Annotated in this window: 21 protein-coding genes; 3 read left to right on the top strand and 18 right to left on the bottom strand. The window is 68.0% G+C overall.

The features are described from left to right. Window positions 1–102: 102 nt before the first annotated feature. Both ABE85_RS19520 and ABE85_RS19525 read right to left on the bottom strand, forming a co-directional pair. Window positions 103–975: an AraC family transcriptional regulator gene (locus ABE85_RS19520; RefSeq protein ID WP_067278453.1), complete on the bottom strand. Its 873-nt coding sequence runs from the start codon at window positions 973–975 to the stop codon at window positions 103–105. A 49-nt stretch (window positions 976–1,024) separates the two neighbouring features. Next, on the bottom strand, window positions 1,025–1,897 hold the full coding sequence (locus tag ABE85_RS19525) for a helix-turn-helix transcriptional regulator (RefSeq protein WP_067278457.1): 873 nt from the start codon (window positions 1,895–1,897) through the stop codon (window positions 1,025–1,027). Window positions 1,898–2,027: 130 nt separating this feature from the next. On the opposite strand from ABE85_RS19525, the gene ABE85_RS19530 reads away from it, so the two are divergent. Then, window positions 2,028–2,918 carry a LysR family transcriptional regulator gene (locus ABE85_RS19530; protein WP_067278461.1) on the top strand — a complete coding sequence of 297 codons (891 nt, stop codon included), beginning with the start codon at window positions 2,028–2,030 and terminating at the stop codon, window positions 2,916–2,918. A 36-nt stretch (window positions 2,919–2,954) separates the two neighbouring features. On the opposite strand, the gene ABE85_RS19535 is transcribed toward ABE85_RS19530, so the two are convergent. From ABE85_RS19535 to glmS, 10 genes are all read right to left on the bottom strand, one after another. Beyond that, window positions 2,955–3,875 (bottom strand): pirin family protein, encoded by a 921-nt coding sequence (locus ABE85_RS19535; RefSeq protein ID WP_067278465.1) that lies wholly within the window; start codon window positions 3,873–3,875, stop codon window positions 2,955–2,957. 30 nt (window positions 3,876–3,905) lie between these two features. Beyond that, complete coding sequence (locus tag ABE85_RS19540) at window positions 3,906–4,571, bottom strand: hydrolase (RefSeq protein WP_067278468.1); 666 nt, start codon at window positions 4,569–4,571, stop codon at window positions 3,906–3,908. Window positions 4,572–4,599: 28 nt separating this feature from the next. Further along, window positions 4,600–5,439, bottom strand: a complete 840-nt coding sequence (locus ABE85_RS19545; protein WP_197507077.1) for a response regulator transcription factor — start codon at window positions 5,437–5,439, stop codon at window positions 4,600–4,602. A 54-nt stretch (window positions 5,440–5,493) separates the two neighbouring features. After that, window positions 5,494–6,909, bottom strand: coding sequence for an alginate export family protein (locus tag ABE85_RS19550; protein WP_067278476.1), 1,416 nt, complete (start codon window positions 6,907–6,909; stop codon window positions 5,494–5,496). A 50-nt stretch (window positions 6,910–6,959) separates the two neighbouring features. Then, complete coding sequence (locus tag ABE85_RS19555) at window positions 6,960–8,768, bottom strand: amidohydrolase (protein WP_231993138.1); 1,809 nt, start codon at window positions 8,766–8,768, stop codon at window positions 6,960–6,962. A gap of 215 nt (window positions 8,769–8,983) precedes the next feature. Further along, the gene (locus tag ABE85_RS19560) at window positions 8,984–9,499 is read right to left on the bottom strand and encodes a hemerythrin domain-containing protein (RefSeq protein WP_067278480.1); all 516 of its coding nucleotides are present in this window, start codon (window positions 9,497–9,499) and stop codon (window positions 8,984–8,986) included. A 120-nt stretch (window positions 9,500–9,619) separates the two neighbouring features. After that, complete coding sequence (locus ABE85_RS19565) at window positions 9,620–10,027, bottom strand: PleD family two-component system response regulator (RefSeq protein WP_197507079.1); 408 nt, start codon at window positions 10,025–10,027, stop codon at window positions 9,620–9,622. Between the two features lie 834 nt (window positions 10,028–10,861). Beyond that, on the bottom strand, window positions 10,862–11,881 hold the full coding sequence (locus tag ABE85_RS19570) for a hypothetical protein (protein ID WP_067278487.1): 1,020 nt from the start codon (window positions 11,879–11,881) through the stop codon (window positions 10,862–10,864). 159 nt (window positions 11,882–12,040) lie between these two features. Beyond that, window positions 12,041–12,403 carry a hypothetical protein gene (locus tag ABE85_RS19575; RefSeq protein WP_067278490.1) on the bottom strand — a complete coding sequence of 121 codons (363 nt, stop codon included), beginning with the start codon at window positions 12,401–12,403 and terminating at the stop codon, window positions 12,041–12,043. 66 nt (window positions 12,404–12,469) lie between these two features. After that, on the bottom strand, window positions 12,470–14,344 hold the full coding sequence (glmS, locus tag ABE85_RS19580; RefSeq protein WP_067278493.1) for a glutamine--fructose-6-phosphate transaminase (isomerizing): 1,875 nt from the start codon (window positions 14,342–14,344) through the stop codon (window positions 12,470–12,472). A gap of 149 nt (window positions 14,345–14,493) precedes the next feature. Here glmS and ABE85_RS19585 point away from each other — a divergent pair, with 149 nt between their 5' ends. Together ABE85_RS19585 and ABE85_RS19590 are read left to right on the top strand one after the other, a co-directional pair. Then, the gene (locus ABE85_RS19585) at window positions 14,494–14,979 is read left to right on the top strand and encodes an Lrp/AsnC family transcriptional regulator (RefSeq protein WP_067278497.1); all 486 of its coding nucleotides are present in this window, start codon (window positions 14,494–14,496) and stop codon (window positions 14,977–14,979) included. A 144-nt stretch (window positions 14,980–15,123) separates the two neighbouring features. Continuing rightward, entirely contained in the window at window positions 15,124–16,236 is a 1,113-nt protein-coding gene (locus ABE85_RS19590) for an IS481 family transposase (protein WP_067270535.1), read from the top strand. 89 nt (window positions 16,237–16,325) lie between these two features. Here ABE85_RS19590 and ABE85_RS19595 read toward each other — a convergent pair whose 3' ends face one another. The 6 genes from ABE85_RS19595 to ABE85_RS19620 form a co-directional block, all read right to left on the bottom strand. Beyond that, complete coding sequence (locus ABE85_RS19595) at window positions 16,326–17,507, bottom strand: class I SAM-dependent rRNA methyltransferase (RefSeq protein WP_067278500.1); 1,182 nt, start codon at window positions 17,505–17,507, stop codon at window positions 16,326–16,328. 13 nt (window positions 17,508–17,520) lie between these two features. Continuing rightward, window positions 17,521–19,101: a hypothetical protein gene (locus ABE85_RS19600; RefSeq protein ID WP_067278503.1), complete on the bottom strand. Its 1,581-nt coding sequence runs from the start codon at window positions 19,099–19,101 to the stop codon at window positions 17,521–17,523. 116 nt (window positions 19,102–19,217) lie between these two features. Continuing rightward, complete coding sequence (locus tag ABE85_RS19605; RefSeq protein ID WP_067278505.1) at window positions 19,218–20,159, bottom strand: tyrosine recombinase XerC; 942 nt, start codon at window positions 20,157–20,159, stop codon at window positions 19,218–19,220. Continuing rightward, window positions 20,125–20,835: a DUF484 family protein gene (locus ABE85_RS19610; RefSeq protein WP_067278508.1), complete on the bottom strand. Its 711-nt coding sequence runs from the start codon at window positions 20,833–20,835 to the stop codon at window positions 20,125–20,127. Before ABE85_RS19610 ends, ABE85_RS19605 begins: the two co-directional genes overlap by 35 nt. Beyond that, window positions 20,832–21,707, bottom strand: coding sequence for a diaminopimelate epimerase (gene dapF / locus ABE85_RS19615; RefSeq protein WP_067278512.1), 876 nt, complete (start codon window positions 21,705–21,707; stop codon window positions 20,832–20,834). Before dapF ends, ABE85_RS19610 begins: the two co-directional genes overlap by 4 nt. Window positions 21,708–21,716: 9 nt before the next feature. After that, a complete protein-coding gene (locus tag ABE85_RS19620; protein ID WP_067278515.1) occupies window positions 21,717–22,607 on the bottom strand; it encodes a lipid A biosynthesis acyltransferase in 891 nt (296 codons plus the stop codon). Window positions 22,608–22,741: the final 134 nt, after the last annotated feature.

The raw sequence follows: 22,741 nt of genomic DNA on the forward strand, positions 1-22,741 counted from the left end.
CTGAGCCACGAAGCCTGCAAGATGAAGTCTTGTGCAGTCACGCTGGCGCGTCACTGTTTGAACCTGCCGGATGCAGTTTGAATTTGTCATGCGGCTCGACCGCTAGGTCAGCCGATCCATGCGCCACGCGGCCGGTGTCGCTCCCGTCAGTTTCCGGAACACCCGACCGAAGTGGACGGCGTCGGCGAAGCCGGTGACCGCGGCCACGCTGTCCAGCGCGCGGCAGCTGTTCATCAACAGGTCCTTCGCCCGCTCGATCCGTGCGTGCAACTGCCACTGGTAGGGCGACATGCCGGTGGACGCCTTGAAGGCGCGGCTGTAATGCGACTGGGACAGCCCCGCCAGCTCGGCCAGCGCGGCGAGTTCCACGCGGTGGGGCAACTGGGCGTCGAGGAAGCTCATCGCCTCTTTCAACTGCGTCGGCGAGAGCCCGGGCGCACTCGTCTTCGTCTCCTGGGGACGCTCGAAAAGCCGCGAGGCCATCGCCGCGACCAGTGAATCGCCATAGAGCTGGCTGGAGGGATCCGGGTCATCGATCGCTTCCGTCAGCAGCCGCGTCAAGGTCCACAGCGGGTCATCGACGAAACGGATCCGCGGCACGCCCGCCAGACCGAGGGCGTGCGACAGCTCAAGCCGCTCGTTGAGCGCGGGCATGTCGAAGCTGATCGCCGCGCACTTCACATAGCGGGTGTCCGACGAATAGCCCCACAGCGCCATCTCGGCCGGCGCGAAGTACATGTGGCGGGGCCGGTAGTCCCGCGGACAGGGCGCATTCGCAGACAGACGCGTCTCGCAGTGATCGCCGACCTCGTCCAGAAGCACGCCGAACCGGCTCGCCTCTTCATGCTGCGCCATGTGGAACAGCACGCGCCCCGAGCAGGTGAATTCATTCAATGCCACGTGCACGCCGTTCCAATGGCGTTCGGTGGACTTCAGCGTGACCATGTTTTCGGGAAGTTCGGTAGCGTCGGACATCGTCTGGTTCTTGTAGGGATGGTTCTTGCAGGCATGGCCTCCGGCCGCCCTAGGCCAGGCGATCAGCCCGCCACGCGGCCGGCGTCGCGCCGGTCAGCTTGCGAAAGGTGCGGCCGAAGTGCACCGCGTCCGCGAAGCCGGTGGCTTCCGCCACCTCCTCCAGCGACCGGACGCTGCCCACGAGCAAGGACTTGGCACGCTCGATGCGCGCCTGGAGCTGCCATTGGTAGGGCGCGATGCCCGTCGACGCTTTGAAAGCACGGCTGTAGTGCGACTGGGACAGGCCCGCCAAGGCCGCCAGGGTCGCCAGATCCACTCGCGCCGGGAGTTGCGAGTCGAGGAACATGATCGCGTCCCTCAACTGCCTCGGAGACAGGCCGGCCGCCGGCTTGTCGGCGGTCTTGGGCGGCTCCAGCAGCCGAGCCGCGATCGCCGCGATCAGCGAGTCTCCGTACAGCTGCGCGCCGGGGTCGGGATCCTGCACGGCCTCGGCCAGCAGCTTCGCCAGCGACCACACCCGGTCGTCGGTGAATCGCAGTCGCGGGACGTCGAGCAGGCCCGTGCCTGACGGGATCTGCAGACGCTCGCACAGCGTGGCCATGTCGAAGCTGAGGCTGACATCCTTGACGAAACGCGCATCCGCCGTGTACCCCCAGAGCTCGATGTCCGCCGGCGCGAAGTGCATGTGACGCGGCCTGTAGTCGACCGGGCACGGGGTGCTCGCGCTCAAGCGGGGCTCGCAGCGGCCGCGGCCCACTTCCTCCAGGATGACGCCCAGCCGGGTCTCGGGCCCGTGCCGCATCTGATGCAACACCCGACCCCCGCAGGTGAACTCGGTCACCTCCACCAGCACCCCGTTCCAGCTGCGGCCTGAGGTGTCCCGTTTCAACAGGTTCTCGGGAAGCTCGGGCGGGATGGACATGGGACTTTCAGGTGCTGGAAGTGGCGATCGCGCCGGCCGCGACGACCGGTCGAAATGATGTTCGCATTCCTCCCCGTGGTACGGTAGCCCCGCTGCGCGTGCAGCTGTGTTGCCGGAAGAGGAACGCGACGTGGACATCGAGGAACTCAAGACCTTCGTGGAAGTGGCCGATGCGGGCGGGATCTCTCCCGCCGCACTCCGGCTGGGGGTCGCCAAATCCATCGTCAGCCGGCGCCTCGCGCGGCTGGAGGCCGACCTCGGCGTGCAACTGCTGGCGCGCACGACGCGCGGCGCGTCGCTCACCGAAGCCGGGACGACCTTCCGGGACTACGCCGCCCGGATCTGCGCGGAGCTCGACATCGCGCGGGAGACGGTGCTGCCCGCCGGCGACCTGCGCGGGCGCCTGCGCATCGCCGCGCCGCTGTCCTTCGGCCCGACGCACTTCGCCCCCGTGCTGGCCGAGATGGCCCGCCGTCATCCGCTGCTGCACCTCCAGACCTGCTACAGCGACCACTTCGTCGATCTCGTCACGCAGGGCTACGACTGTGCGATCCGGGTCGGCTACCTGCCCGATTCGAACCTCGTCGCCGCGCGCGTCGGCCAGATCCACGCGAAGCTGGTGGCGAGCCCCGCCTACATCGCGGCGCACGGCGCGCCGGAGACCCCCGAGGAGCTCCTGGCGCATGAAGCGCTGATGCAGGGCATGGAGAGCTGGCAGTTGATGGACGGCGACGAGATCATCACGGTGCGTCCGCAAGGGCGCTTCAAGGCGGACAACGGGTCGGCGCTGGTGGCCGCGGCCGTCGCGGGGCTGGGCATCGGCTATCTGCCCGATGGCCTCACCCACAGCCATCGGGCGTCCGGCGCCCTGGTGCCCGTCATGACCCGCTATCCCGTGCGGACCGCGGGCGCCTACGTCGTGCGTCCGCCCGGCCCGCATCCCTCACGGAAGATCCGCGTGCTGATCGAGTTGCTGCGCGAGTACTTCGACCAGACACCGAACCTCGTGGCGGCGGCGTAGGGATCGTCTGCCCGGCGATCGTCGATCGTCGATCGCCTACTCGCCGCCCGCTTCGCCGGTGAAGACCGGGATCGATCCGCCGTCCCCCTGGCGTCGATCCCCGGCGGCGATCAGCAGCTTGCGCAGACGCTCGATATTGGCCTCGCCCTTTTCCAGGGCCGCCGCCGACGTGTGCACCGAATAGTTGCCCAGATGCAGCTCATGCGCATGCGGCACCGCGGACCCGATGACGAACACGACGTCTTCCTCGGCACCGGCTTCGAGCGCGATGGATTGGGACGACGGATCGAAGAGCGCCATCTGGCCCGTCTCCGCCGAGGCCTCGCCCACCAGGCGACCGCTGGCCACGGCCATCCACGCGACCGTCTGCCCCTCCGGCGGGACGAAGGTCCACGAGGTGCCCGCGGCCAGCCGGACCAGCAGATAGGTCACGCCGTCGGGAGACCGCGCGGGACTGCGCACGCCGCCATAGCTGCCGAGGATGACGTGCGCGGGGCCGGTCGTCGGCACCTGCGGCGCCTCCACATACTGGCTCTCGACCGTCGCCTGTTCCAGCGCCGGCGGCAGCGCGATCCAGAGCTGGAAGCCCTTGGCGCGCGGGGACCTGCCGCCGGACAGCTCCTTGCCGTGCCAGACGCCGCCGCCGGCACGCATCCACTCGAAGCCGCCGAAGCCGATGTACCCGGTGCCGTCCGCCGGATCATCGAAGCGCAGGTCTCCGTCCACGATGACCGTGATCGTGGCCAGGCCGGAATGCGGGTGGATGGAGAACCCCCCGCGCGGGTCGTGCAGGTCGATGTCGAAAAGATCGAGGAACACGAAGGGCTTGAGCGTGTGTCCAAGATCCGACGGGCTCATCAAGCGCGTGATCGGGCCGTGCATGTGACCGCGCGTGCGCAGGCTCACGCGGCGCGGGCCCGCGTCGACGGGGCGCTGCAATCCGTCCCGGGCATTCATGGGGTTCTCCTCCGAGGCATGACCTGACCCTCAGCCGGCGATCTTGGGAATGCTGGAGCCCTTCGCGGCCGACTCCAGCAACTGGACTTCCCAGGCGTACGCGATGCCGGAGGCGCCGCCATGGTCCCGGACGACTTCCGTCAGCGGCACCGCGGTCTCCACGCGCGCCCAGTCGCGCTGCCATTCGGAGATCACCGCCATCCACGTGATGGGCACGGCGCCCGCCTGCACGAGCCGGCGCACCGCCATGTCGTGGGACTCCGCCGACACGCCGCCGGAGGCGTCGGTGACCACGAACACGTCGTATCCCTCGCCCAGCGCCTGGATGGCCGGCATCGCCAGGCAGATCTCCGTCCACAGCGCCGCGAGGATCAGCTGCTTGCGGCCGCTCTTCTTGACGATGTCGGTGACCGCCGGGTCCTCCCAGGTGTTGATGAAGGTCCGGTTGATCGGCTTCTGATCCGGGAACACGTCCTGCAGACCCTTGATCAGGTAGCCGCCGCGCTCCTCGATCACCGTGGTCAGGATGGTCGGCACGTTGAAGACCTTGGCGCCCTTCGCCAGGCCGATCACGTTGTTCGTGATCATCGTCGGCTCATGGCTGTGCAGGTTCGCGAACTGGTAGGGCTGATGGTCGATCAGGACCACGATGCTGTCTTCGGGACGAAGCAATGCGGGAAGACCGGTCTTGGGCATGGGAAAAGCTCCTTGAGGAATCTGGCGCTCACGCGCCGTCGGGGGAATCGAGCAGGCGTCGCCGCGGGGATGGGCGGCTTGCCGTGGCCTGCGAATGGGAAAGGATGTTGCCGACGCCGCCGCGGGAGGTCACTGTCCGATCTTGCGCACGACAGTCGGAATCGATCGCCGACGAGTACCGCCACTCGTCGATCAAGTCGCGACGCATGGCCTCGATGACGGCCTGCGTCCTGCTGTGCACGTTCAGCTTGTGCAGCACCGTCTTCACATGCGTCTTGATCGTTCCCGGCGCGATGCCCAGCCGCAATCCGATGGACTTGTTGTCCAGACCGGTGCACAGCATCGTGAGCACGTCGAACTCCCGCGGCGTCAAGGCATCGCCGGGCCAGTCTTCCGCCACCGCGGCGGCCGCGGTGCGGCACAGGTAGCGACGACCCGCGATGACCGCGCAGGCGGCCTGCTGGAGCTCTTCCAGCGTGCACGACGCATGGACGTAGCCGGTCACGCCGGCCGCCATGGCCAGCCGCACCCGCCGGCCCGTCACCGTGGCGGTGACGATGAGCCAGCGCGGACCTGCGCCGTCGTTGGTGCCGTCGTTGGCGCCGTCGGGACCGTCGGAGCTCGGCGCGTGAAGCCGCGCCTGCAGGGCATCGTCGTGATCGCCCACGAGCAGGCGCGGACGGACCGGCCCCGACCAGACAGGCACGGTGGCGCCGCCGGCATCGCAGGCCAGCAGGGCCGGTGAGAGGGCCGCGGCGATGCCGGCCCGCATGAGCGGATGGCGATGCACGACGACGACATCCGCGAACGCATGGTCGCGCCGGGCCTGCCGCGGGACAGCCGGGGGCTTGTCGATAGGGGTGGTCATCAGGAGTTTCTTCATCGGTGCGCGGAGGGCCTGGCGGATGTCGCCTTGACGGGTTCAGAACCGGTACTGCGCACTGAGGCTGAGGAAGCTCAACACCTCGCCGGCGCCGGTCTCGCGCAGGAATGCACCCGGCTGTGCGTAGGCGACGACCGCGGTCGAGGACCAGCCCGGCGCCATCGTCCAGGTGGCTCCCAGCGAGGCGATGGTCGCCACATAGCGGGCGCGACTGTCGCCCGCGGCGCGGAACAGCAGGCCGTTGGGCGCGTACACGCCATCGCGGGTGCTGTGACGCCAGAAGAAATCGAGGCTGGCGTTCAGCTGGACCTGCGGTGCGACCTTGAAGCTCAGCGCCGGGTGGATGTTGAGGAAGTTGCGAGGCCCGAGCGTCGCTTCATCGCCGAAGTAGTTGCCGCGCGGATAGAACGGATTGAGGGTGCCGAGGCGGTCGTCGTGGGGATCCTTGTCGCCGCTGGCGACGGCGAGGAGCAGCCCCACCCTCGGCTGGCCGGCCACGCCATCGAAGGTGTAGCCGGTGTCCGTGGCGAGCGACCAGGCGCGGATGTCTGCATCGCCGAAGCGCCCGCCCTGCACGGCGCCCTCCCAGTTCCAATCCCAGTGCCAGTCCCCGGCCTGGCGGCCGCCGAACACGCGCGTGCCGAGCGACCAGCGGCGTTCGTGCGCCACGCCCTGGACGTAGCGGGCCGCGGCGTCGTCGAGATGCAGCGCATAGACGTCCCAGGAGGTGACGCTGCCGGTGCGCGTCGCATAGAGACCGCGCAGCCTCTGGGTCGTCGAACGGGCGTCATCGAAGCTGCCCGGGCGGTTCTGCCGCGGCGCCGCCGTGAAGGCATCGACACGCCAGGCGCCGCTGGTGGCATAGGCGCGCACGGCGTCGAAACTGCGCCGCACGTTCGGGCCCTCGCGGGCGTCGATGGCGCGCCCCGAGCCGAACTGCAGTTCCTGGACGCCGGCACGCAAGCCGACGCCGCCCTGCCCCATCGCCGATCGCCATTCGACGAACAGGTTGGTCGGATCCAGCCGATCCTCGTCCACCGGCGACGGACCTCCCGCACGGCCCTTGGTGATCGAGCTCGCCAGTTGCGCGAAGCCGCGCCAATGCTCGTCCAGGCGCAGATCGGCGAAGACGGAAGCACGCTGCATCAGCACCCCACGCTTGTCCTGGCGATCCAGCCCGTAGCGCGGATTGCCGGCGTGCTCGTAGCGCCAGCGCAGGTCGCCGCCGAGGCTCAGGCGCAGGTCGTCGCTGACCGGGCGGTCCTTCCAGCAGGCGATGCCGTCGCCGGCCTCGTGCCCGTCCTCGTGCGCGTCCTTGCGCGCGTCCTCATTGCAGGACTGGCGCTGGGCGCGGAAGTCGTCGTCGAACCGCAAGGGACGGAACTGCGCGAGCGCCGCATCAGCCGCCACCAGCGACAGCAGCAGCACACCGCGCCGCGCCGCGCGCGCGCCCACCCCGCCCGTCGATGCCCAGTGCCTTCGGGGACGAGTCAGTCGGGGAGGCCTCATCGAGCGGTGTAGTAGCCGCCGAACTGCTTGATCGGCGACCAGGCGGGCAGGATCTCCGGCAAGGCGGGAGACAGCGGACCGTACTCCTGCGCGCCGTAGACCACGCGGCCGTCCATGACGGTCAGGACCGAGCTGATCGACGGGATCTGGGCTTCCGCGACGGTGAAGTAGTCCTTGTCCAGCAGCACGAAGTCGGCGAGGCAACCGGGGGCGATCACGCCCGCCTCGGCGTCGGCGTGCATGAACCACGCCGCCTTGCGGGTGAACAGTCCCAGCGCTTCGGCCCGTGTCAGACGATTGTTCCTGGCCAGCACTTCGGTGCCGGAGACGGACTTTCCGGACACCATCCAGCTGATGCCGATCCACGGATTGAACGAAGCCGCGCGGAAGGCGTCGGTGGTCATGGCCAGCGGGATGCCGCTGTCGACGAGCTCGCGCAGGCGCGGGGTCATCAGCGCCTTGTCGCGCCCGTGGGTCTTGATGAAGGCGTCGCCGTGCAGCGCCATCTTGGTGTCCAGGGCGACGCCGCCGCCCAGCGCCTTCACGCGGGCGATGTTGGCGGGGCTGATGGTCTCGGCGTGCTCGAGGCTCCAGCGCAGGCCGTCGAGCGGCGTCTTCCGGTTCAGCGTCTCGAGCGCATCGAGGAAGGGCGTGATGTTCTCGTCGTAGCTGATGTGCTCGCGGAAAGGGATGCGCCGCTGGACCAGCTTGGCGATATCCCTTTCCACCAGGTCGCGCCACTTCTCCGGCGGGATGACGATCGCGGGGCGGTCGAAGTTCTCGTGGTCGTGGACCTCCGCCGACAGCAGCTCGCCGGCGCCGCGATAGGTGTGACCGTGCGCGAGCTGCGGGTGCAGGTTCTGGCCGGGACTGATGGGCGCCGTCTTCGTGACCGCCGTGATCTGTGCGTCCACCATGTTGAAGTCGGCGCCGGTTCCGAACTGGATGTCCACGAAGGGCATGCGGATGTTGAGGCGGTTGTCGCGGGCGAGGACGTCCACGGTGCGCTGGGCCTTGGGATAGCCGCGGAAGCCCGTGCCCGCGTCCACGATGGACGTGATCCCGACACGGTTGAGGCTGTGCACCGTCTGGACCAGCGAGCTCACCTCCTCGTCGAACGAGAGCTGGGGGACCATGGCCTCGATGCCGATGAACATGAAGGTGTTGCCATGGATCACGCCGGTGTACCGGCCCTGCCCGTCCTTCTCGAGCACCGTGTCCGGCAGCGCGGGGAACCTGTCCGTGCCCAGGCCGAGGGCCGCGATCGCCTGCGGGTTCAGGTAGGCGCGGTTGTAGGCGTACTGCACGATGGCCGGGCGGTCGGGGACGGCCTTGCGGATTTCCTCGATCGTGGGGAAACGCTGCTCCTCGAACTGGTAGGGCGACCAGCCGCCGATCACCTTCACCCACTGGCCTTCCGGCGTCCGCTTCGCCTGTTCGCTCAGCATCGCGAGCGCGCGACGCAGCGTGGGCACGCCCTCCCACCGCAGGGTGTAGTTGTAGCCGCCCTCGTTGAGCACGTGGGTGTGCGCGTCGATGAGGCCGGGGATGAGCCGCCGTCCGCGGGAATCGATGACGCGGGTGCCGGCGTTCTTCAGGGCCAGGACGTCGGCTTCCGTGCCGACCGCGTAGATGCGGCCGCTCTTGACGGCCAGGGCCGTCGCCGTGGGTTGTCCGGCATTCCCAGTGAAGATCCTGGCGTTGTGCACGATCAGGTCAGCGCCCGAGGCCTCCGGCTTGACCTGTGCCTGGGCGTGGGTCAAGCCGATCATCATCAGACCTGCGATCAGTCGCTTCAGCTTCACTGTTCTTTCCCTCTCGATGGATGTGAAAAGACGCCCCGGAATCCGCAGGCGTCGAACGAGGGAAATGTTGCCGGCTCGGTCCGGCGCAGTCACTGATCGTTCTTGCTGGCGACAGCACGATCCGCTCATCGGCTCGGCCGGCCAGGAAAGCAAAAAGCCCAGCGGAGCTGGGCTTTTGTCGGGGGCGGTCACCGGACTCGCGCGCTGGCGGGCCCTCAGTGAGACGTCGGGTACTGGGCCAGCAGTTCGTCCTTGCGGCTCTGAAGGCGCTGCCCCAGCTCCACCAGGTCGAGCTTGGACTTCTTCGCCTTGGGGAACATCTCGTTCTGCTCTTCCTTCACGTGGTGCTTGACCCACTCGCTCATGACCTTGACCTTGGCGTCATAGTCCTCGCCATAGGGTTCGACGCCTTCGACGGCGGCGATCAGGTCCTTGATGCTCTGATGTTCGACCTTGGCCTCCGGGACCAGTTCCTTGTCGCGTAGCGCAGCCTGGACCTCGGGATAGAAGATCTCCTCCTCCACCTGGGCATGGACGGTGAGCTCCTGGCAGATCTGCGCCACCAGCTGGCGCTTCTTCGCCGTCGAGCGCGACTTCTCGAACTGGTCGAACAGGTCGCTGACCTTCTTGTGGTCGGCACGCAGCAGCGTCACGGCGTCGGGCGTGCGCGGCGACGCCTTCGTCGAGGATTTGCGGACAGCAGTGCTTCGGGTGGCGGTGGTGGACGGCATCTTGACTCCTGGCGATGGCTGGAAGGGGATACGACAAAGGGACCTGATGCTCAGACATCGCCCGGGCAATCAGCCTCGATGCCTGATGGCAATGCGCGAACCCGGTCGCGGCGGGGGCCCTCACGTCCTCCTTCTCGCCTTGGCCATCAGGTCGATCAGCCCGCGCTCCAATTGCTTGAAGTCGAACGGCTTGGACCAATACGCGGAGGCGCCACCACGCAGCGACGCTTCGATGTCCACGGGCTGGTTGCTCGCCGACAGCACGATGACCGGGATGTCCGCGAACGACGCGACGGCACGGAACCGTCGCAACACCTCCAACCCGTCCAGGTCCGGCAGGTGCCTGTCCAGGAGTACCGCATCCGGCGGTTCGAGCTGACAGGAGGCGAGCCCCGTGGCGCCGGTCATCGCGACTTCCAGCCTCAGGTCCGGGTATTGCGCAGCCCAGTGCTGCATCAGCAACCCGTTGATGGGGTCGTCTTCGATGTAGACGATTCTTCCGGAGAGGTCTGCGCTTGGCATGGCCATGGCGTGCATCCGTCAGATGAGGAAAGCCGGGCAATCTTCCTGTGCCGGCTCAGCTGGGGGTCAGAAGTCTTACGACACGCCGAAGACTTCGGATCAGTTCCCATGGCCTTGTCGCGGAGAACGCCGGCCCGGAAACCGAGGCGCCTTCAGATGAAGCGAGCTGCGGCGGCGTCTCCGATACCCAGCTTTGCGGTGGCTTTCGGTTCTCCCCGTGCCGGACCGCCTCGTTTGCTCCAGTCCCGTTGGTCAAATGCTTGACGTCGTGCATCGTCCTGTCGCCGCTCTTGCGGCCTTCCAATTTCGACACGCACCTTGTCTTGATTGCCGTACATACCGACTCCTGGCGATTGAGAACCATTGGAGGCAAATGGCCTGCCTCCAGTGGCCACAGGAGCGCCGTCGCCTTCACCTGTCGCCGCAGACTCAGCACGGAACTTGCTGATGTCTGTTGAAGCAAGGTCACGTCGTCCTGAATCGACGAGCCGGTGCAGAACGAAAGAGGTGGACCACGAAGGAGCGATATGAGAGCCGAGAAAGATGTACGCGCTTTGCGGCGTGAGAAGCGCAGACCGTTGAGCCAGCAGGTCTCGCTTCAAGAGCGTTACGTTGAACGGGAGGCCGCCTTCTCCGAGCGGGATCGCGAACTCGCGGAGCGCACGCGCAGGAGCGCGAGGACCTGAGCGTGCGAGCGCCCTCGCGCTCCTGTCCAAGAAGGTGAGAGCCCGCAGGCCGCCGCTTCAGCACCTTCCCGATGAACGCGGGGTGGAAGCGGATGACCGCGGGCCTTGAAGGACGATGCGCGCCGCCCGCTGGACGGGCAGCCGGACGCCGTCGCTACTTCGTCTTGCTGGACGACGCGTCCGAAGAGCTGCTCGTGGCGCCAGGCAAGGACGTACTGGACAAGCTTCCGCTGCCCGCCGCCGTCAGGCCGCGATCGCCATGGGTGCCGGTTCCACTGCCGAGCGTGTTGCCGCCCTGGCCGTAGCGGGTCGCATCCTGGTTGTCCTGCCCGGCCTGCTGCGAGATGCCGCCGCTCGATCCCGCACCGCTTCCTCCGGCGCCCTGTCGCGTCGACCGCTCCGAGCGCCACTTGTTGAAGTCCTCGCTGAACTTCTGGTATCGCTCCTGACGCCAGCCGTGATAGTCGTTGTCCAGCGTGCGCATCTGCTCGTGGCGCCACTGTTCGTAGTCGGGGTCGTAGTGCTGTTGCCGTCCTTGCGACTGCCATTCGGCCTGACCGGATCCGCCCCGATGGCTTCCCCGGTAGTCGCGCTCTTCGGGGGTGCCGCCGTAGTGCTCACCCAGCGTGTTGGCATAGCTGTCCGCGCCGGAGCCGGCCATGCGCCCGTAGTCGCGTCGCCCGCTGTCCTCACGCCAGCCTTCATGGCGCGGTCCCTGGTCGCGATAGCGGCCGGAGCCGCCCTGACCATGGCCGCTGGAGGTGCCGTAGCTCGGGCTGCCGTAGTCGCCGGACCCGCTGTAGCTGTCCTGTCCGCCGAAGCCGCCGCCGCCATAGTTGCCGCTCATCGAGCGACCACGATCGGCACCCCAGCCTTCATTCTGATAGCCACCTCGATAACCGCCCTGGCTCTGCAGATCGCCATGGCTACGGTAATCCCGGCGGTAATCATCACGGTACTCCCGGCCACCGCCGTAGCCGCCGTATCCGCCGTAGCCGCTGCCACGCGGTTCATCGCGGTCGGCCTGGAAGCTGCTGCCCTGATAGGCCGGCTCGTTCCGATCGCGCGACGGGTCCGATCGATGGTTTCCGTAGTTGCCGCGATCGCGCTCCTCTTCGTCCCAGGCACTGGCTGGGCGTTGGTCTTGTCTTCCTCGTTGTCCGTGCTGGTTCATGGCGACTCCTTTAAAGCCTCAAACCGGTTGTCGAATCCGGCGGCGCCCGCCGCCGGTTCCGGTATTCCACGGGCAAGGTGTGTGCCACTCAGGTCGTTCCCCGAACGTCGTTCGGCGTTCACCTCAGGACTGCGAAAGGAGACGCCGCACACCGTTGGCCTACTGCATGTAGGGCACCTTTGAATGCGCCGCATGCGGGTCCAGATCCCGCGATTCCAGGAGCCGGACCCGCCTGCCGATCCGGTCCAGCCATGCCTGGGTCTGCTCGTTGAGTGCCTTCAGGTGGTGCGGCCGGACCTGTCGAAGCGTGTGCTCGATCTGCTCCTCGAAGCACCGTTGCAGCTGCACGGGCTGAGGATGGGTATCCACCGCCGCGCAGAGCAGGGCCTGAAGGTTGGTCGCCTGCAGATGGAGTGCGTAAAGCGCTTCGGTCATCGCCTCCATCTGGCGGTGCATGGATTGCAACGCAGCAATCACCGAGTCATCGTCGGCCGCTTGATCCGCTTGTTCCGCTTGTTCCATCTGAGCCTCCATCCAGTCCGGTCTGGAGGCTGGTTGTGGCAGGCCGGATGCCTGCCACCTGCCCTGTCACTCCACCGTCACGCTCTTCGCGAGGTTGCGCGGCTTGTCCACGTCGGTCCCGCGTGCGCAGGCCGTGTGATACGCCAGCAGCTGCAGCGGCACCGTGTGCAGGATCGGGCTCAGCGCGCCGTAGTGCTCCGGCATGCGGATGACGTGCAGGCCCGGCTCGCTGTCGATCTTCGTGTCGCCGTCGGCGAACACGAACAGCTCGCCGCCGCGCGCCCGCACTTCCTGCATGTTGCTCTTGAGCTTCTCGAGCAGCGTGTCGTTCGGCGCCACCGTCACCACCGGCATCTGCGCCGTCACCAGCGCCAGCGGGCCGTGCTTCAGCTCGCCCGCCGGGTAGGCCTCGGCGTGGATGTAGCTGATCTCCTTGAGCTTCAACGCGCCTTCCAGCGCGATCGGGTAATGCAGGCCGCGGCCGAGGAAGAGCGCGTTTTCCTTGCGCGCGAATTCCTCGCTCCACGCGATGACCTGCGGCTCCAGCGCGAGCACCGCCTGCACCGCCACCGGCAGGTGGCGCAGCGCCTTCAGATGCTCCTGCTCCTGCTGCTCGCTCAGGTGACCGCGCGTCTGCGCCAGCGCCAGCGTCAGCAGGAACAGGCCCACCAGCTGCGTCGTGAACGCCTTCGTCGACGCCACGCCGATCTCCGCGCCGGCCCGCGTGATGTAGGCCAGGGAGCACTCCCGCACCATCGCGCTGGTCGACACGTTGCACACGGTCAGCGTGTGCAGCATGCCCAGCGAGCGCGCATGCTTCAGCGCGGCCAGCGTGTCCGCCGTCTCGCCGCTCTGGCTGATGGTCACCACCAGCGTGCGCGGATTCGGCACGCTGTCCCGGTAGCGGTACTCGCTCGCGATCTCCACGCTGGTCGGGATCTTCGCGATGCTCTCCAGCCAGTACTTCGCCGTCGAACCCGCGTAGTAGCTGGTCCCGCACGCGAGGATCAGCACCGAGTCGATCTCCTTGAACACGCGGAACGCGCCGTCGCCGAACAGCTCCGGGCTGATGCCCGTCACCGCGTCCAGCGTGTTGGCGATCGCCACCGGCTGCTCGAAGATCTCCTTCTGCATGTAGTGCCGGTACGGGCCCAGTTCGGCCGCGCCGCTGTGCGCGTGCACGGTCTTCACCTCGCGCTCGACGTTGACGAAACGTCCCGTCGTCGCGTCCTTGTTGCTGATCCAGTAGCGGCCCAGCTGCAGGTCGACGACATCGCCCTCCTCCAGGTACACGATCTGGTCGGTCACGCCCGCCAGCGCCATCGCGTCCGAGGCGACGAAGTTCGCGCCGGCGTACTCGTCCTTGCCGACGCCCAGGACCATCGGCGAACCCTCGCGCGCACCGATCACGCGGTGCGGCTCGTCCTTGTGGAACACGGCGATGCCGTAGGCGCCGCGCAGTTGCGCCACCGCCGTCTGCACCGCTTCCAGCAGGTCGCCGTGGTAGTGGAAATCGACCAGGTGCGCGATGACCTCGGTGTCGGTCTGGCTGTGGAAGACGTAGCCGCGCGACTTCAGCTCGGCGCGCAGTTCATCGTGGTTCTCGATGATGCCGTTGTGGACCAGCGCCACGCGGCCCGGCTGCAGGTGCGCCTCGGCGCCCGGGCCGTGCGAGAAGTGCGGATGCGCGTTGTGCACCGCCGGCGCGCCGTGCGTCGCCCAGCGCGTGTGCGCGATGCCGGTGCCGGCCGCGACGCCGTCCTGCGCCGCCAGCGTCTGCAGCTCCGCCACCCGCGAGGTGCTGCGCGCCCGGCGCAGTTGGCCGTCCTGGTGAACCGCCACCCCGCACGAGTCGTACCCGCGGTACTCGAGCCGCTTCAGGCCCTCGATCAGGATGGGAACGATGTCTTTCTGGCTGACCGCGCCGACGATGCCGCACATGATGTGTCTCCCCGGATGTCCGGATGAATTTGCGAATGGCGGAATGCTAGGCATCTCGGCGAGGTGGATGCTTTCAACATTCATCGATTGGTGAAATAATCCATCGCCTCATTCATCAACTGGCGGATTCTTTCATTCACAATCCATTTATGGAATTTTCCATCACCCTGGACGCCATCGACTTGCGGGTGCTGGACCTGCTCCAGCAGGACGCCTCGCTGTCCAACCAGGCGCTGGCCGAGCGCGCCCATGTGTCGCCCGCCACCTGCCTGCGCCGCGTGCGACGGCTGATCGAGACCGGCGTCATCGAGAAGCAGGTCGCCATCCTGTCGCCGGACAAGCTGGGCGCCGGGCTGTCGGCGCTGGTCGAGATCACGCTCGACCGGCAAGGCGCCGAGCACCTCGATGCGTTCGAGACGATCGCGGTCGCGGCGGCCGAGGTCCAGCAATGCTGGCGCGTCGCGCCGGGTCCCGACTTCGTGCTGGTGCTGCAGGTGCCGGATATGCCGGCGTATCACGCGCTGGTGCAGCGGCTGTTCACGCAGCAGGCCAACGTCCGCAACGTGAAGGCCTTCTTCAGCGTCAAGCGCGCGAAGTTCGAGCCGCGCCTGGCCCTCCCGGCGGCGCGAGGCTGAGGCGCGCGAGACGTCCTCCGTCCTGCATAGACCGCAGCCCTCACCCCTACCCTCTCCCGCAAGCTGTATGGACCGAGGACATAGGTAACAGGCGTGCCAGGACATGGGTGACACTTTTCCCGCCTAGTCAGCGGGAGGACGAAGTTGCCCTGGAGCCAAGACACCGTGAAGGATCAACGAGAGGAATTTGTTCGACTGGCCCGACAGCCTGGCGCCAATATCAGCGAGCTATGTCGACGCAGCGGGATCAGCCGCAAGACAGGCTACAAGTGGCTCAGCCGAGACGATCTCGAGGATCGATCTCGGCGACCACACACCTCGCCGACTCGTACGCCCGAACAGCTGCAGGCGCAGGTGCTTGCAGTGCGGGCCGAATGTTCTGCTTGGGGCGGTCGCAAGATCGCGAAGGTGCTGGCGCGCGATCATGGTGTGCACGTAGCAGCCAGCACAGCCAACTGGGTGCTGCGCCGAAACGGCCTGATCGACCCGGCAGCAAGCCAGGCCGCGACGGCATGGCAGCGCTTCGAGCACGAGACGCCCAATGCACTGTGGCAGATGGACTTCAAGGGCCACTTCGCCACCGACACTGAGCGCTGCCATCCGCTGACCGTGCTGGACGATCACTCGCGCTTCAACATCGTGCTGCAAGCGCTGAGTAACGAGCGGCTAGAGTCCGTGCAGCCGGTGCTGCAGCGCGCCTTTGAGCGCTATGGGCTGCCTGAGCGCATCAACGCCGACAACGGTCCGCCCTGGGGCTCGCCGACGCGCGGAGCACTCACCGAGCTGGGCGTCTGGCTGATTCGCTTGGGAGTGCGGTTGAGCCACAGCCGACCGATGCATCCTCAGACCAACGGCAAGGACGAGCGATTCCATCGCACCCTGAAAGCCGAGTTGCTGGCCAGTCGGCACTTCAAGGACCTGGACGATGCCCAGCACCACTTCATCCAGTGGCGGCATCTGTACAACGCCAAGCGCCCGCATCAAGCGCTGGGCATGGACACGCCAGCCAGCCGCTACGCGGCCAGCCCGCGCTCGATGCCAAGCTCTTTGCGGCCCGTCGAATATGGCGATGGCGCCATCGTGCGCCGGGTCGGATACGGTGGACGGATCGCCTTCAAAGGCAACACCTACCGCGTCGGCAGAGGCCTCATCGGCCAGCCTGTAGCCCTACGACCTCACCTGGATCTTGATGGCAGCTTCGATGTCTTCTTCTGCCATCAAAAAGTACGCATGATTGACCTGTGCCAGGCTGACTAACCTGGACCTGACCTGTTACCCATGTCCTGGCACACCTGTCACCCATGTCCTCGGTCCATACAGCAAGCGGGAGAGGGAGTAAGAAGGCTTCAGCGCTTGAGGATCAGCAGGCCCTTGAGGTACTCGCCTTCGGGGAAGTAGATCGTCTGCGGATGGTCCGGCGTCGCGCCGACGCGGTCGAGGATCAGGCCGTCCGCGCCCGCGTCGATGCCGGCGCCGGCCACGATCTTGTGGAACAGCTCCGGCCCCACGCCGCCCGAGCACGAGAAGGTGAACAGCAGGCCGCCCGGCTTCAGCAGCATCAGGCCGAGGCGGTTGATGTCCTTGTAGGCCCGCGCGGCGCGCTCCGCATGCGCGGCGGTCGGCGCGAACTTCGGCGGGTCCAGCACGATGGCGTCGAAGCTGCGGCCCTGCTTGAGCAGGTCGCGCAGCGTGTGGTTGACGTCGGCATCCAGCGCCGTGTGATGCGCCGGGTCGAAGCCGTTGAGTGCGACATGTGCCGTGGCGCGCGCCAGCGCCGGACCGGACGAGTCGACGCTGATGACGTCCGTCGCGCCGCCCGCGAGCGCGGCGACCGAGAAGCCGCCGGTGTAGCTGAAGCAGTTCAGCACCGACTGGCAGCCGTAGTGCTTCACGGCCTCGCCGAACTTCCGGCGGTTGTCGCGCTGGTCGAGGTAGTAGCCGGTCTTGTGGCCCTCGGCCACGTCGAGGCTCAGCTTCCAGGTGTTCTCGGAGATGACGATCTCGGTGGCGCCCTCGCCGCGCAGCCAGCCGGTGACCGGCTCCATGCCTTCGAGCGTGCGCACGTTCGCGTCGGAGCGTTCGTACAGGCGCGTGAGGCCCGTCTGCGCGAGCAGTTGGTCGGCCAGGGTCTGCTTCCAGCGCTCGGTGCCGGCGGACAGGAACTGCGCGCTGAGCGTATCGCCGTAGCGGTCGACGATCAGACCCGGCAGGCCGTCGGCCTCGCCGTGGATGAGGCGCACCGCGTCGGAGGCGATCGGCATGCGCGCCCGCAGCGCGAGCGCCGCGGCGATGCGGCGTTCGAAGAAGGCGGCGTCGATGCGCTCCTGCTCGTCGAAGCTCCACGCCCGCACGCGGATCAGCGACTCCGGGCTGAACGAGGCCCAGCACAGGAAGCTGCCGTCGAAGGCCTCGACACGCACGGTCTCGCCCGCGTCGGCCTTGCCCCTCGCGATCGAGCCTTCGAAGACCCAGGGATGGCGGCGAAGGAGCGAGCGCTCCTTGCCCTCGCGCAGACGGATGGATTTCATGGGGCGGATTGTCTCAGCGCTGCGCCGCCGGCCCCAGCGTCCCGAACGCCCAGCCCACGTTCAGGCTGACCATCGGGGTGCTCTGCTTCTCGCCGCCGAGGGCCTTCCACTGGCCCACGCCGACCTTCACGCGCAGGCGGTCGCGGCCGGTGCCTTCCCACTGCGCCCACACCTCGCCCTGCGACACCGCGCCGCCGCCCACCGCCACGCCGCCGCCGCCGGCCGCGCCGACCAGCGCCTCCGCGCCGACGCGCACGCCGTTCCACTTCGGCGAGTGCGCGCCGAGGCCGAACATGCCGTACGAGAACGCGCCCGCCTTGCCCAGCGCCGCGCTGCCCGCGTGCGCCACGCCGTACCAGGGTCCGCCGAAGTCGCGCGTCATGCCGATGCCCAGGCCCGTCACGTTGTCCTTGGAGCCGTCCTTGAACTTGAACTCCTTGAAGTACGGCATGCTCAGGTACAGCGCCTGCGCCCGGATCGTGCCGGACTCCAGCGGCGGCGAACTCAGGATGCGCGAAACCTTCTCCAGCGGCAGCGCCAGCGAACCGCGCACCTGGAAGGACTCATAGTTCCCCCACGGCGCCTTCATGTAGCCGGCATCCAGCCGCAGCGTCGGCCCCCAGGGCGTGATCCAGCGCAGCGTCGGTCCGACCCGCACCAGCCAGCCGTTGCCCGTGTCCATGTCGCCGCCGCCGCCCAGGCCGAACGAGAACTGGCCGCCGATGCGCAGCCGCTGGCTGATGAGGCCCCAGTCCTGGCCCGCATTCGCGAGGATCTCCATGTAGCCGTCGTGTCCGCCGGACGCGGCGCCCGAGGCCTCCAGCCCCCACCACGACGACCCGTCGCCGAAGTACTGCCGCAGGTCGCCGCCGGCCTTGCCCTTGCGGCCCGTCAGCGCCTCGCCGCTGCGCGTGCGGCTGCTGCCGCTGCGCGGCTTCTCGACACCGGCGCTCAGCGCGATCTCGTCGAAGCCCATGCCGGTGCGGTCTCCCGCGCGACCCGGCGACCCCGAATCGCCCGGATTGAAGCTCAGGAACCGATCCATCCGCCCGATCGTGAACGCGACGCCGGTGTCCTTGATGTTGCCGTTGCCGTTCGGGAAGGTGATGTGCGAGACGCCCACCCCCGCGTACCAGTTGCCGAACTCGCCGCGCAGCGACAGCTCCGGCCGCAGCATCAGACCGCCGCCGGCCCGCACCTTCTCCGAACTCACGCCGCCGCCCGCGCCGGCGTACAGGCTGGCCGCCAGATGCACGTCCTGCGCGATGCGGAATCGCCGCTGCACGTTGAAGCCCACCGTGAACAGGCCGCCGAATTCACCCTTGGCCGCGCCGTACGCGGCCGGGCCCAGGCCCCAGTCCTCGTTGATCGCCACCATGTAGTGCGCGCCGAGGAAGGCCGTCTTCTGCCCCGTGGGCATCTTGACCGGCGACCAGTTCAGCTCGAACGCCGCGGGCCGGCTGTCGGTGGCCGTGATCACCGGACGCTCCGAAGCCTCGTTCGACGCGGACTGCCACGGCGTCTGCGACGTCGAGGGCAGTGTCGTCTGCAAGGCGGATGGCGACTGGGCGTTGGCGTGCAGCTGCGCCGCCATCAGGGCGGAGCAGAGCAGCAGGGGGCGGGACGGGAATCGCGCAGGAAATCGCGAAGGGGAACGCGAAAGAAAACGCGAGGAGGTCGGATCGGTGCGGCGCATCGGGGAGCAGTCGGTTATTTCTTGCGGGCGCGTGGATGCGCCGCGTCGTAGACCTTGGCCAGGTGCTGGAAGTCCAGCCGGGTGTAGATCTGCGTGGTGCTGATGTTGGCGTGGCCCAGCAGTTCCTGGACCGCGCGCAGGTCGCCGCTGCTCTGCAGCAGGTGCGACGCGAACGAGTGGCGCAGCATGTGCGGGTGGACATGCGTGGGCATGCCCGCCGCCAGCGCGCGCTGCTTGAGGCGTTTGCGGATCTGGTCGGCGCTGAGCCGGTGGCCGCGCGGACCGACCAGCAGCGCCGGCTCGTCCGCCGCCGCCCATTGGCCGCGCACCGCGATCCAGGCGCGCAGCGCCGTCATCGACGGGCCGCCCAGCGGCACGGCGCGGCGCTTCGAGCCTTTGCCGAGCACCTGCGCCTCGGCGTCCTCCGGCACGATCCAGCCGGCGGACGAGGCCTGGTGGCGCTGGTCCAGGCCCACCAGTTCGGAGACGCGCAGCCCGCTGCCGTAGAGCAGCTCGACGAGGCAGCGCTCCAGCGCTTCGGCCACCGGATCCGCGGCATCCTGATGGTGCTCCGCGAGCCGCACCGCGTCGTCGACGCCCAGCGCCTTCGGCAGCGGACGGCCCTGCTTGGGCGCGTGCAGGTCGGCGATCGGATTCGCGTCGACCAGGCCGTTCTGGCCCAGCCAGCGGTACCAGCCGCGCCACGCCGACAGGATCAGGGCCAGCGTGCGCGGCTTGAGCTTGTGCGTGTGCAGCTTCGCGAGGAAACGCCGCGCCTGGTGCGCGGACACGCGCAGCAGGTCCAGCCCTTCCGCCGAGGCGAGTCCGGTCAGCCGCTGCAGCGCGTCCGTGTAGAGCGTCAGCGTGCGCTCCGCCAGGCGGCGCTGCACGCGCAGGTGTTCCAGGTAGCGCTGCTGCTCGTCAGTCAGGCTGGGCGGCAGCATGGGGAGCGACATGCGGGTCGGCATCGAGCAGGCGCGAGAGCGCGGCGCTCGCGATCTCGCCGACGCGGGCCAGGAACTCGGTGCCCATCTCGGCCGTGTAGCGCGTGGGATCCGGCGATCCCAGCACCAGCAGCCCGAACGGCTGCGCCGGCGCGCCCGTCGTCAAGGGCACCAGCGCCAGCGAGGCCACGTCGTCCTCGAGCCAGCGCGCCGCCTCGAAGCCCGAATTGATGCCGCAGTACGGCTGGTTCAGGCTGCCCACGAAGGTCTTCACGTCCGGGTTGACCTCGGCCGCGAACGGCGCCAGCGCATGGCCTGCGTCGACGTTCCACAGCCGCAGGCCTGCCTGCGGGATCAGGAACTGGTGGCGAAGCTCGCGCAGCAGCACTTCCGGCAGGTGCCGGTCGTCGCGCGTCAGCATCAGCGCCAGCGTCCAGCGGTGCAGGCGGTCGGCGATCGCGACGTTCTCCTGCCCGTTGCGGATCATCTCCAGGATCTTGTGCTCCAGGCCGCGGATCTTGTCGCGCAGCAGCTCCGCCTGGCGCTCCTGCAGCGAGACCGCGCGCTGGCCGTGCGGATGCGAGATCCGGACGTTGGCCAGCAGTTCGGCGTGACGTTCGAAGAACGCCGGGTCATTCGCCAGGTAGTCGGCGATGTCTTGTTCGGTGATGCCTTCGATGCCGCTCACAGTTCGATTTCTCCTTCAAAGACCGTCTGTGCCGGCCCTGTCATGTAGACCGGAGCGGAAAGCCCCGGGCCGCCCGGCGTCATGCCGGCCCATTCGATGCGCAGGTCGCCGCCGCGCGTGTGCACCTCGACCGCGGCGTCCAGCCAGCCCAGCCGGATGCCCGCCACCACCGCCGCGCACGCGCCGGTGCCGCAGGCCAGCGTCTCGCCGGCGCCGCGCTCGAAGACGCGCAGCTTCACTTCGCCGCGGCTGACGATCTGCAGGAACCCGGCGTTGACACGGCGCGGGAACGATTCATGGTGCTCGACCAGCGGTCCGACGACGCCCACCGGCGCGTGGTCGACGTCGTCGACGCGCTGCACCGCATGCGGGTTGCCCATCGACAGCACGGCGACATCCGCCGTGATGCCGTCGCCCAGGTCCAGCGGCCAGCGCTCGAAACCGTTCTCGTGGCGCGGCGCGGATTCCTTGGGGTCGAACGGGATGCGGGGCAGGTCGAAGACCGGCGCGCCCATGTCGACCGTGACGCGGCCGTCGTCCTGCAGCCGCAGTTCGAGCAGCGCGTTGAGGGTCTGCACACGGATGGTCCGCTTGTCGGTCAGGCCCTTGTCGACGACGTAGCGCACGAAGCAGCGCGCGCCGTTGCCGCACTGCTCCACCTCGGATCCGTCCGAGTTGAAGATGCGGTAGCCGAAGTCGACGTCCGGGGTCTTCGACGACTCGATCACCAGGATCTGGTCGCAGCCCACGCCGAAGCGGCGATCGCCGACGCGACGCAGCTGTTCGCCCGTCAGCGGCATCGGGTGGCGCGTGGCGTCCAGCACGACGAAGTCGTTGCCGGCGCCCTGCATCTTGGTGAAGCGCAGTTTCATGGGAGCGGATTATCGGGAATACAGCGACGCCTCGCCGGGCGGTCTCGTCTTGAATCGCTTGTGGACCCACAAATACTGGGCCGGGTGTTCGCGGATGCGGTCCTCGAGCCAGCGGTGGAAGTGGTTCGCGTCGGCCTCCAGGTCGCCGCTCGGATAGTGTTGCAGCGGCTCGTGCGCGTGGATCACGATGCCCTGGCCCTTGGGCAGCATCGTGACGACCACCGGCTGCACCACCATCTTCGCCGCCTGGGCGATCTTCGCCGGCGCCAGCAAGGTGTTGGCCGGCACGCCGAAGAACGGGATGAAGGCCGAATCCTTGGGCCCGAAATCCATGTCCGGCAGATTCAGGAACGAGTAGCCGTCGCGGATCGCCCGCAGCACGCTGCGCACCCCTTCATGGCGATCGACCAGCTTGGTCGTGCCGAAGCGCGACCGCGCCTTGCGCAACGCCTCGTCGAGCAGCGCGTTGCTCTGGCGCTGGTAGATGCTGGCGCCAGGTCTTGCCTGGTTGAGCATCAGCGCCGGGCCGCTCCAGTCCAGGCCCACGAAGTGCGGCATCAGCCACATCACCGGGCGGTCGACCTGTTCGGCGAGCTTGATGTTGCCCTCGATGCGCATCAGGCGCAGCAGCCGGCGGTCCGACGCGTACCAGAGCAGCCCGCGCTCCAGCAGGCTGCGGCCCAGCCAGCCGAAATGCTCCCGCACCAGCGCTTCGCGCTCGGCCAGGGGTTTCTCCGGAAAACACAGCTCGACGTTGCGCAGGGCGACGCGCCGGCGCGAGCCGGCCACGCGATGCAGCACGCCGCCCAGCCCCCATCCGAGGGCCGCCAGCCAGCGCAGCGGCAGCCAGTGCAGCAGCCACAGGAGCGCGATCAGCGCATATGTACCCAGTTTTCCCATCGACCCGTCCGTGGACCCTCTCGGGCCTTGGTCTTTCCTATAATGCCGCCCCAGTCGCCGAGTTAATCTGGACAACTTGCGGGGCGACTCATAAATCCCGCTAAAGCGTTCGCCGCCTGACTCCCGTCTCGGCA

The sequence above is a fragment of the Mitsuaria sp. 7 genome, assembly GCF_001653795.1.
GTDB lineage: Bacteria > Pseudomonadota > Gammaproteobacteria > Burkholderiales > Burkholderiaceae_C > Roseateles.

Bases quoted from the DNA above. Each gene is read 5' to 3' on its own strand.
- ABE85_RS19520 (WP_067278453.1), bottom strand. From the start codon at position 975: ATGTCCGACGCTACCGAACTTCCCGAAAACATGGTCACGCTGAAGTCC.
- ABE85_RS19525 (WP_067278457.1), bottom strand. From the start codon at position 1,897: ATGTCCATCCCGCCCGAGCTTCCCGAGAACCTGTTGAAACGGGACACC.
- ABE85_RS19535 (WP_067278465.1), bottom strand. From the start codon at position 3,875: ATGAATGCCCGGGACGGATTGCAGCGCCCCGTCGACGCGGGCCCGCGC.
- ABE85_RS19540 (WP_067278468.1), bottom strand. From the start codon at position 4,571: ATGCCCAAGACCGGTCTTCCCGCATTGCTTCGTCCCGAAGACAGCATC.
- ABE85_RS19545 (WP_197507077.1), bottom strand. From the start codon at position 5,439: ATGACCACCCCTATCGACAAGCCCCCGGCTGTCCCGCGGCAGGCCCGG.
- ABE85_RS19560 (WP_067278480.1), bottom strand. From the start codon at position 9,499: ATGCCGTCCACCACCGCCACCCGAAGCACTGCTGTCCGCAAATCCTCG.
- ABE85_RS19565 (WP_197507079.1), bottom strand. From the start codon at position 10,027: ATGGCCATGCCAAGCGCAGACCTCTCCGGAAGAATCGTCTACATCGAA.
- ABE85_RS19570 (WP_067278487.1), bottom strand. From the start codon at position 11,881: ATGAACCAGCACGGACAACGAGGAAGACAAGACCAACGCCCAGCCAGT.
- ABE85_RS19575 (WP_067278490.1), bottom strand. From the start codon at position 12,403: ATGGAACAAGCGGAACAAGCGGATCAAGCGGCCGACGATGACTCGGTG.
- glmS (WP_067278493.1), bottom strand. From the start codon at position 14,344: ATGTGCGGCATCGTCGGCGCGGTCAGCCAGAAAGACATCGTTCCCATC.
- ABE85_RS19585 (WP_067278497.1), top strand. From the start codon at position 14,494: ATGGAATTTTCCATCACCCTGGACGCCATCGACTTGCGGGTGCTGGAC.
- ABE85_RS19595 (WP_067278500.1), bottom strand. From the start codon at position 17,507: ATGAAATCCATCCGTCTGCGCGAGGGCAAGGAGCGCTCGCTCCTTCGC.
- ABE85_RS19600 (WP_067278503.1), bottom strand. From the start codon at position 19,101: ATGGCGGCGCAGCTGCACGCCAACGCCCAGTCGCCATCCGCCTTGCAG.
- ABE85_RS19605 (WP_067278505.1), bottom strand. From the start codon at position 20,159: ATGTCGCTCCCCATGCTGCCGCCCAGCCTGACTGACGAGCAGCAGCGC.
- dapF (WP_067278512.1), bottom strand. From the start codon at position 21,707: ATGAAACTGCGCTTCACCAAGATGCAGGGCGCCGGCAACGACTTCGTC.
- ABE85_RS19620 (WP_067278515.1), bottom strand. From the start codon at position 22,607: ATGGGAAAACTGGGTACATATGCGCTGATCGCGCTCCTGTGGCTGCTG.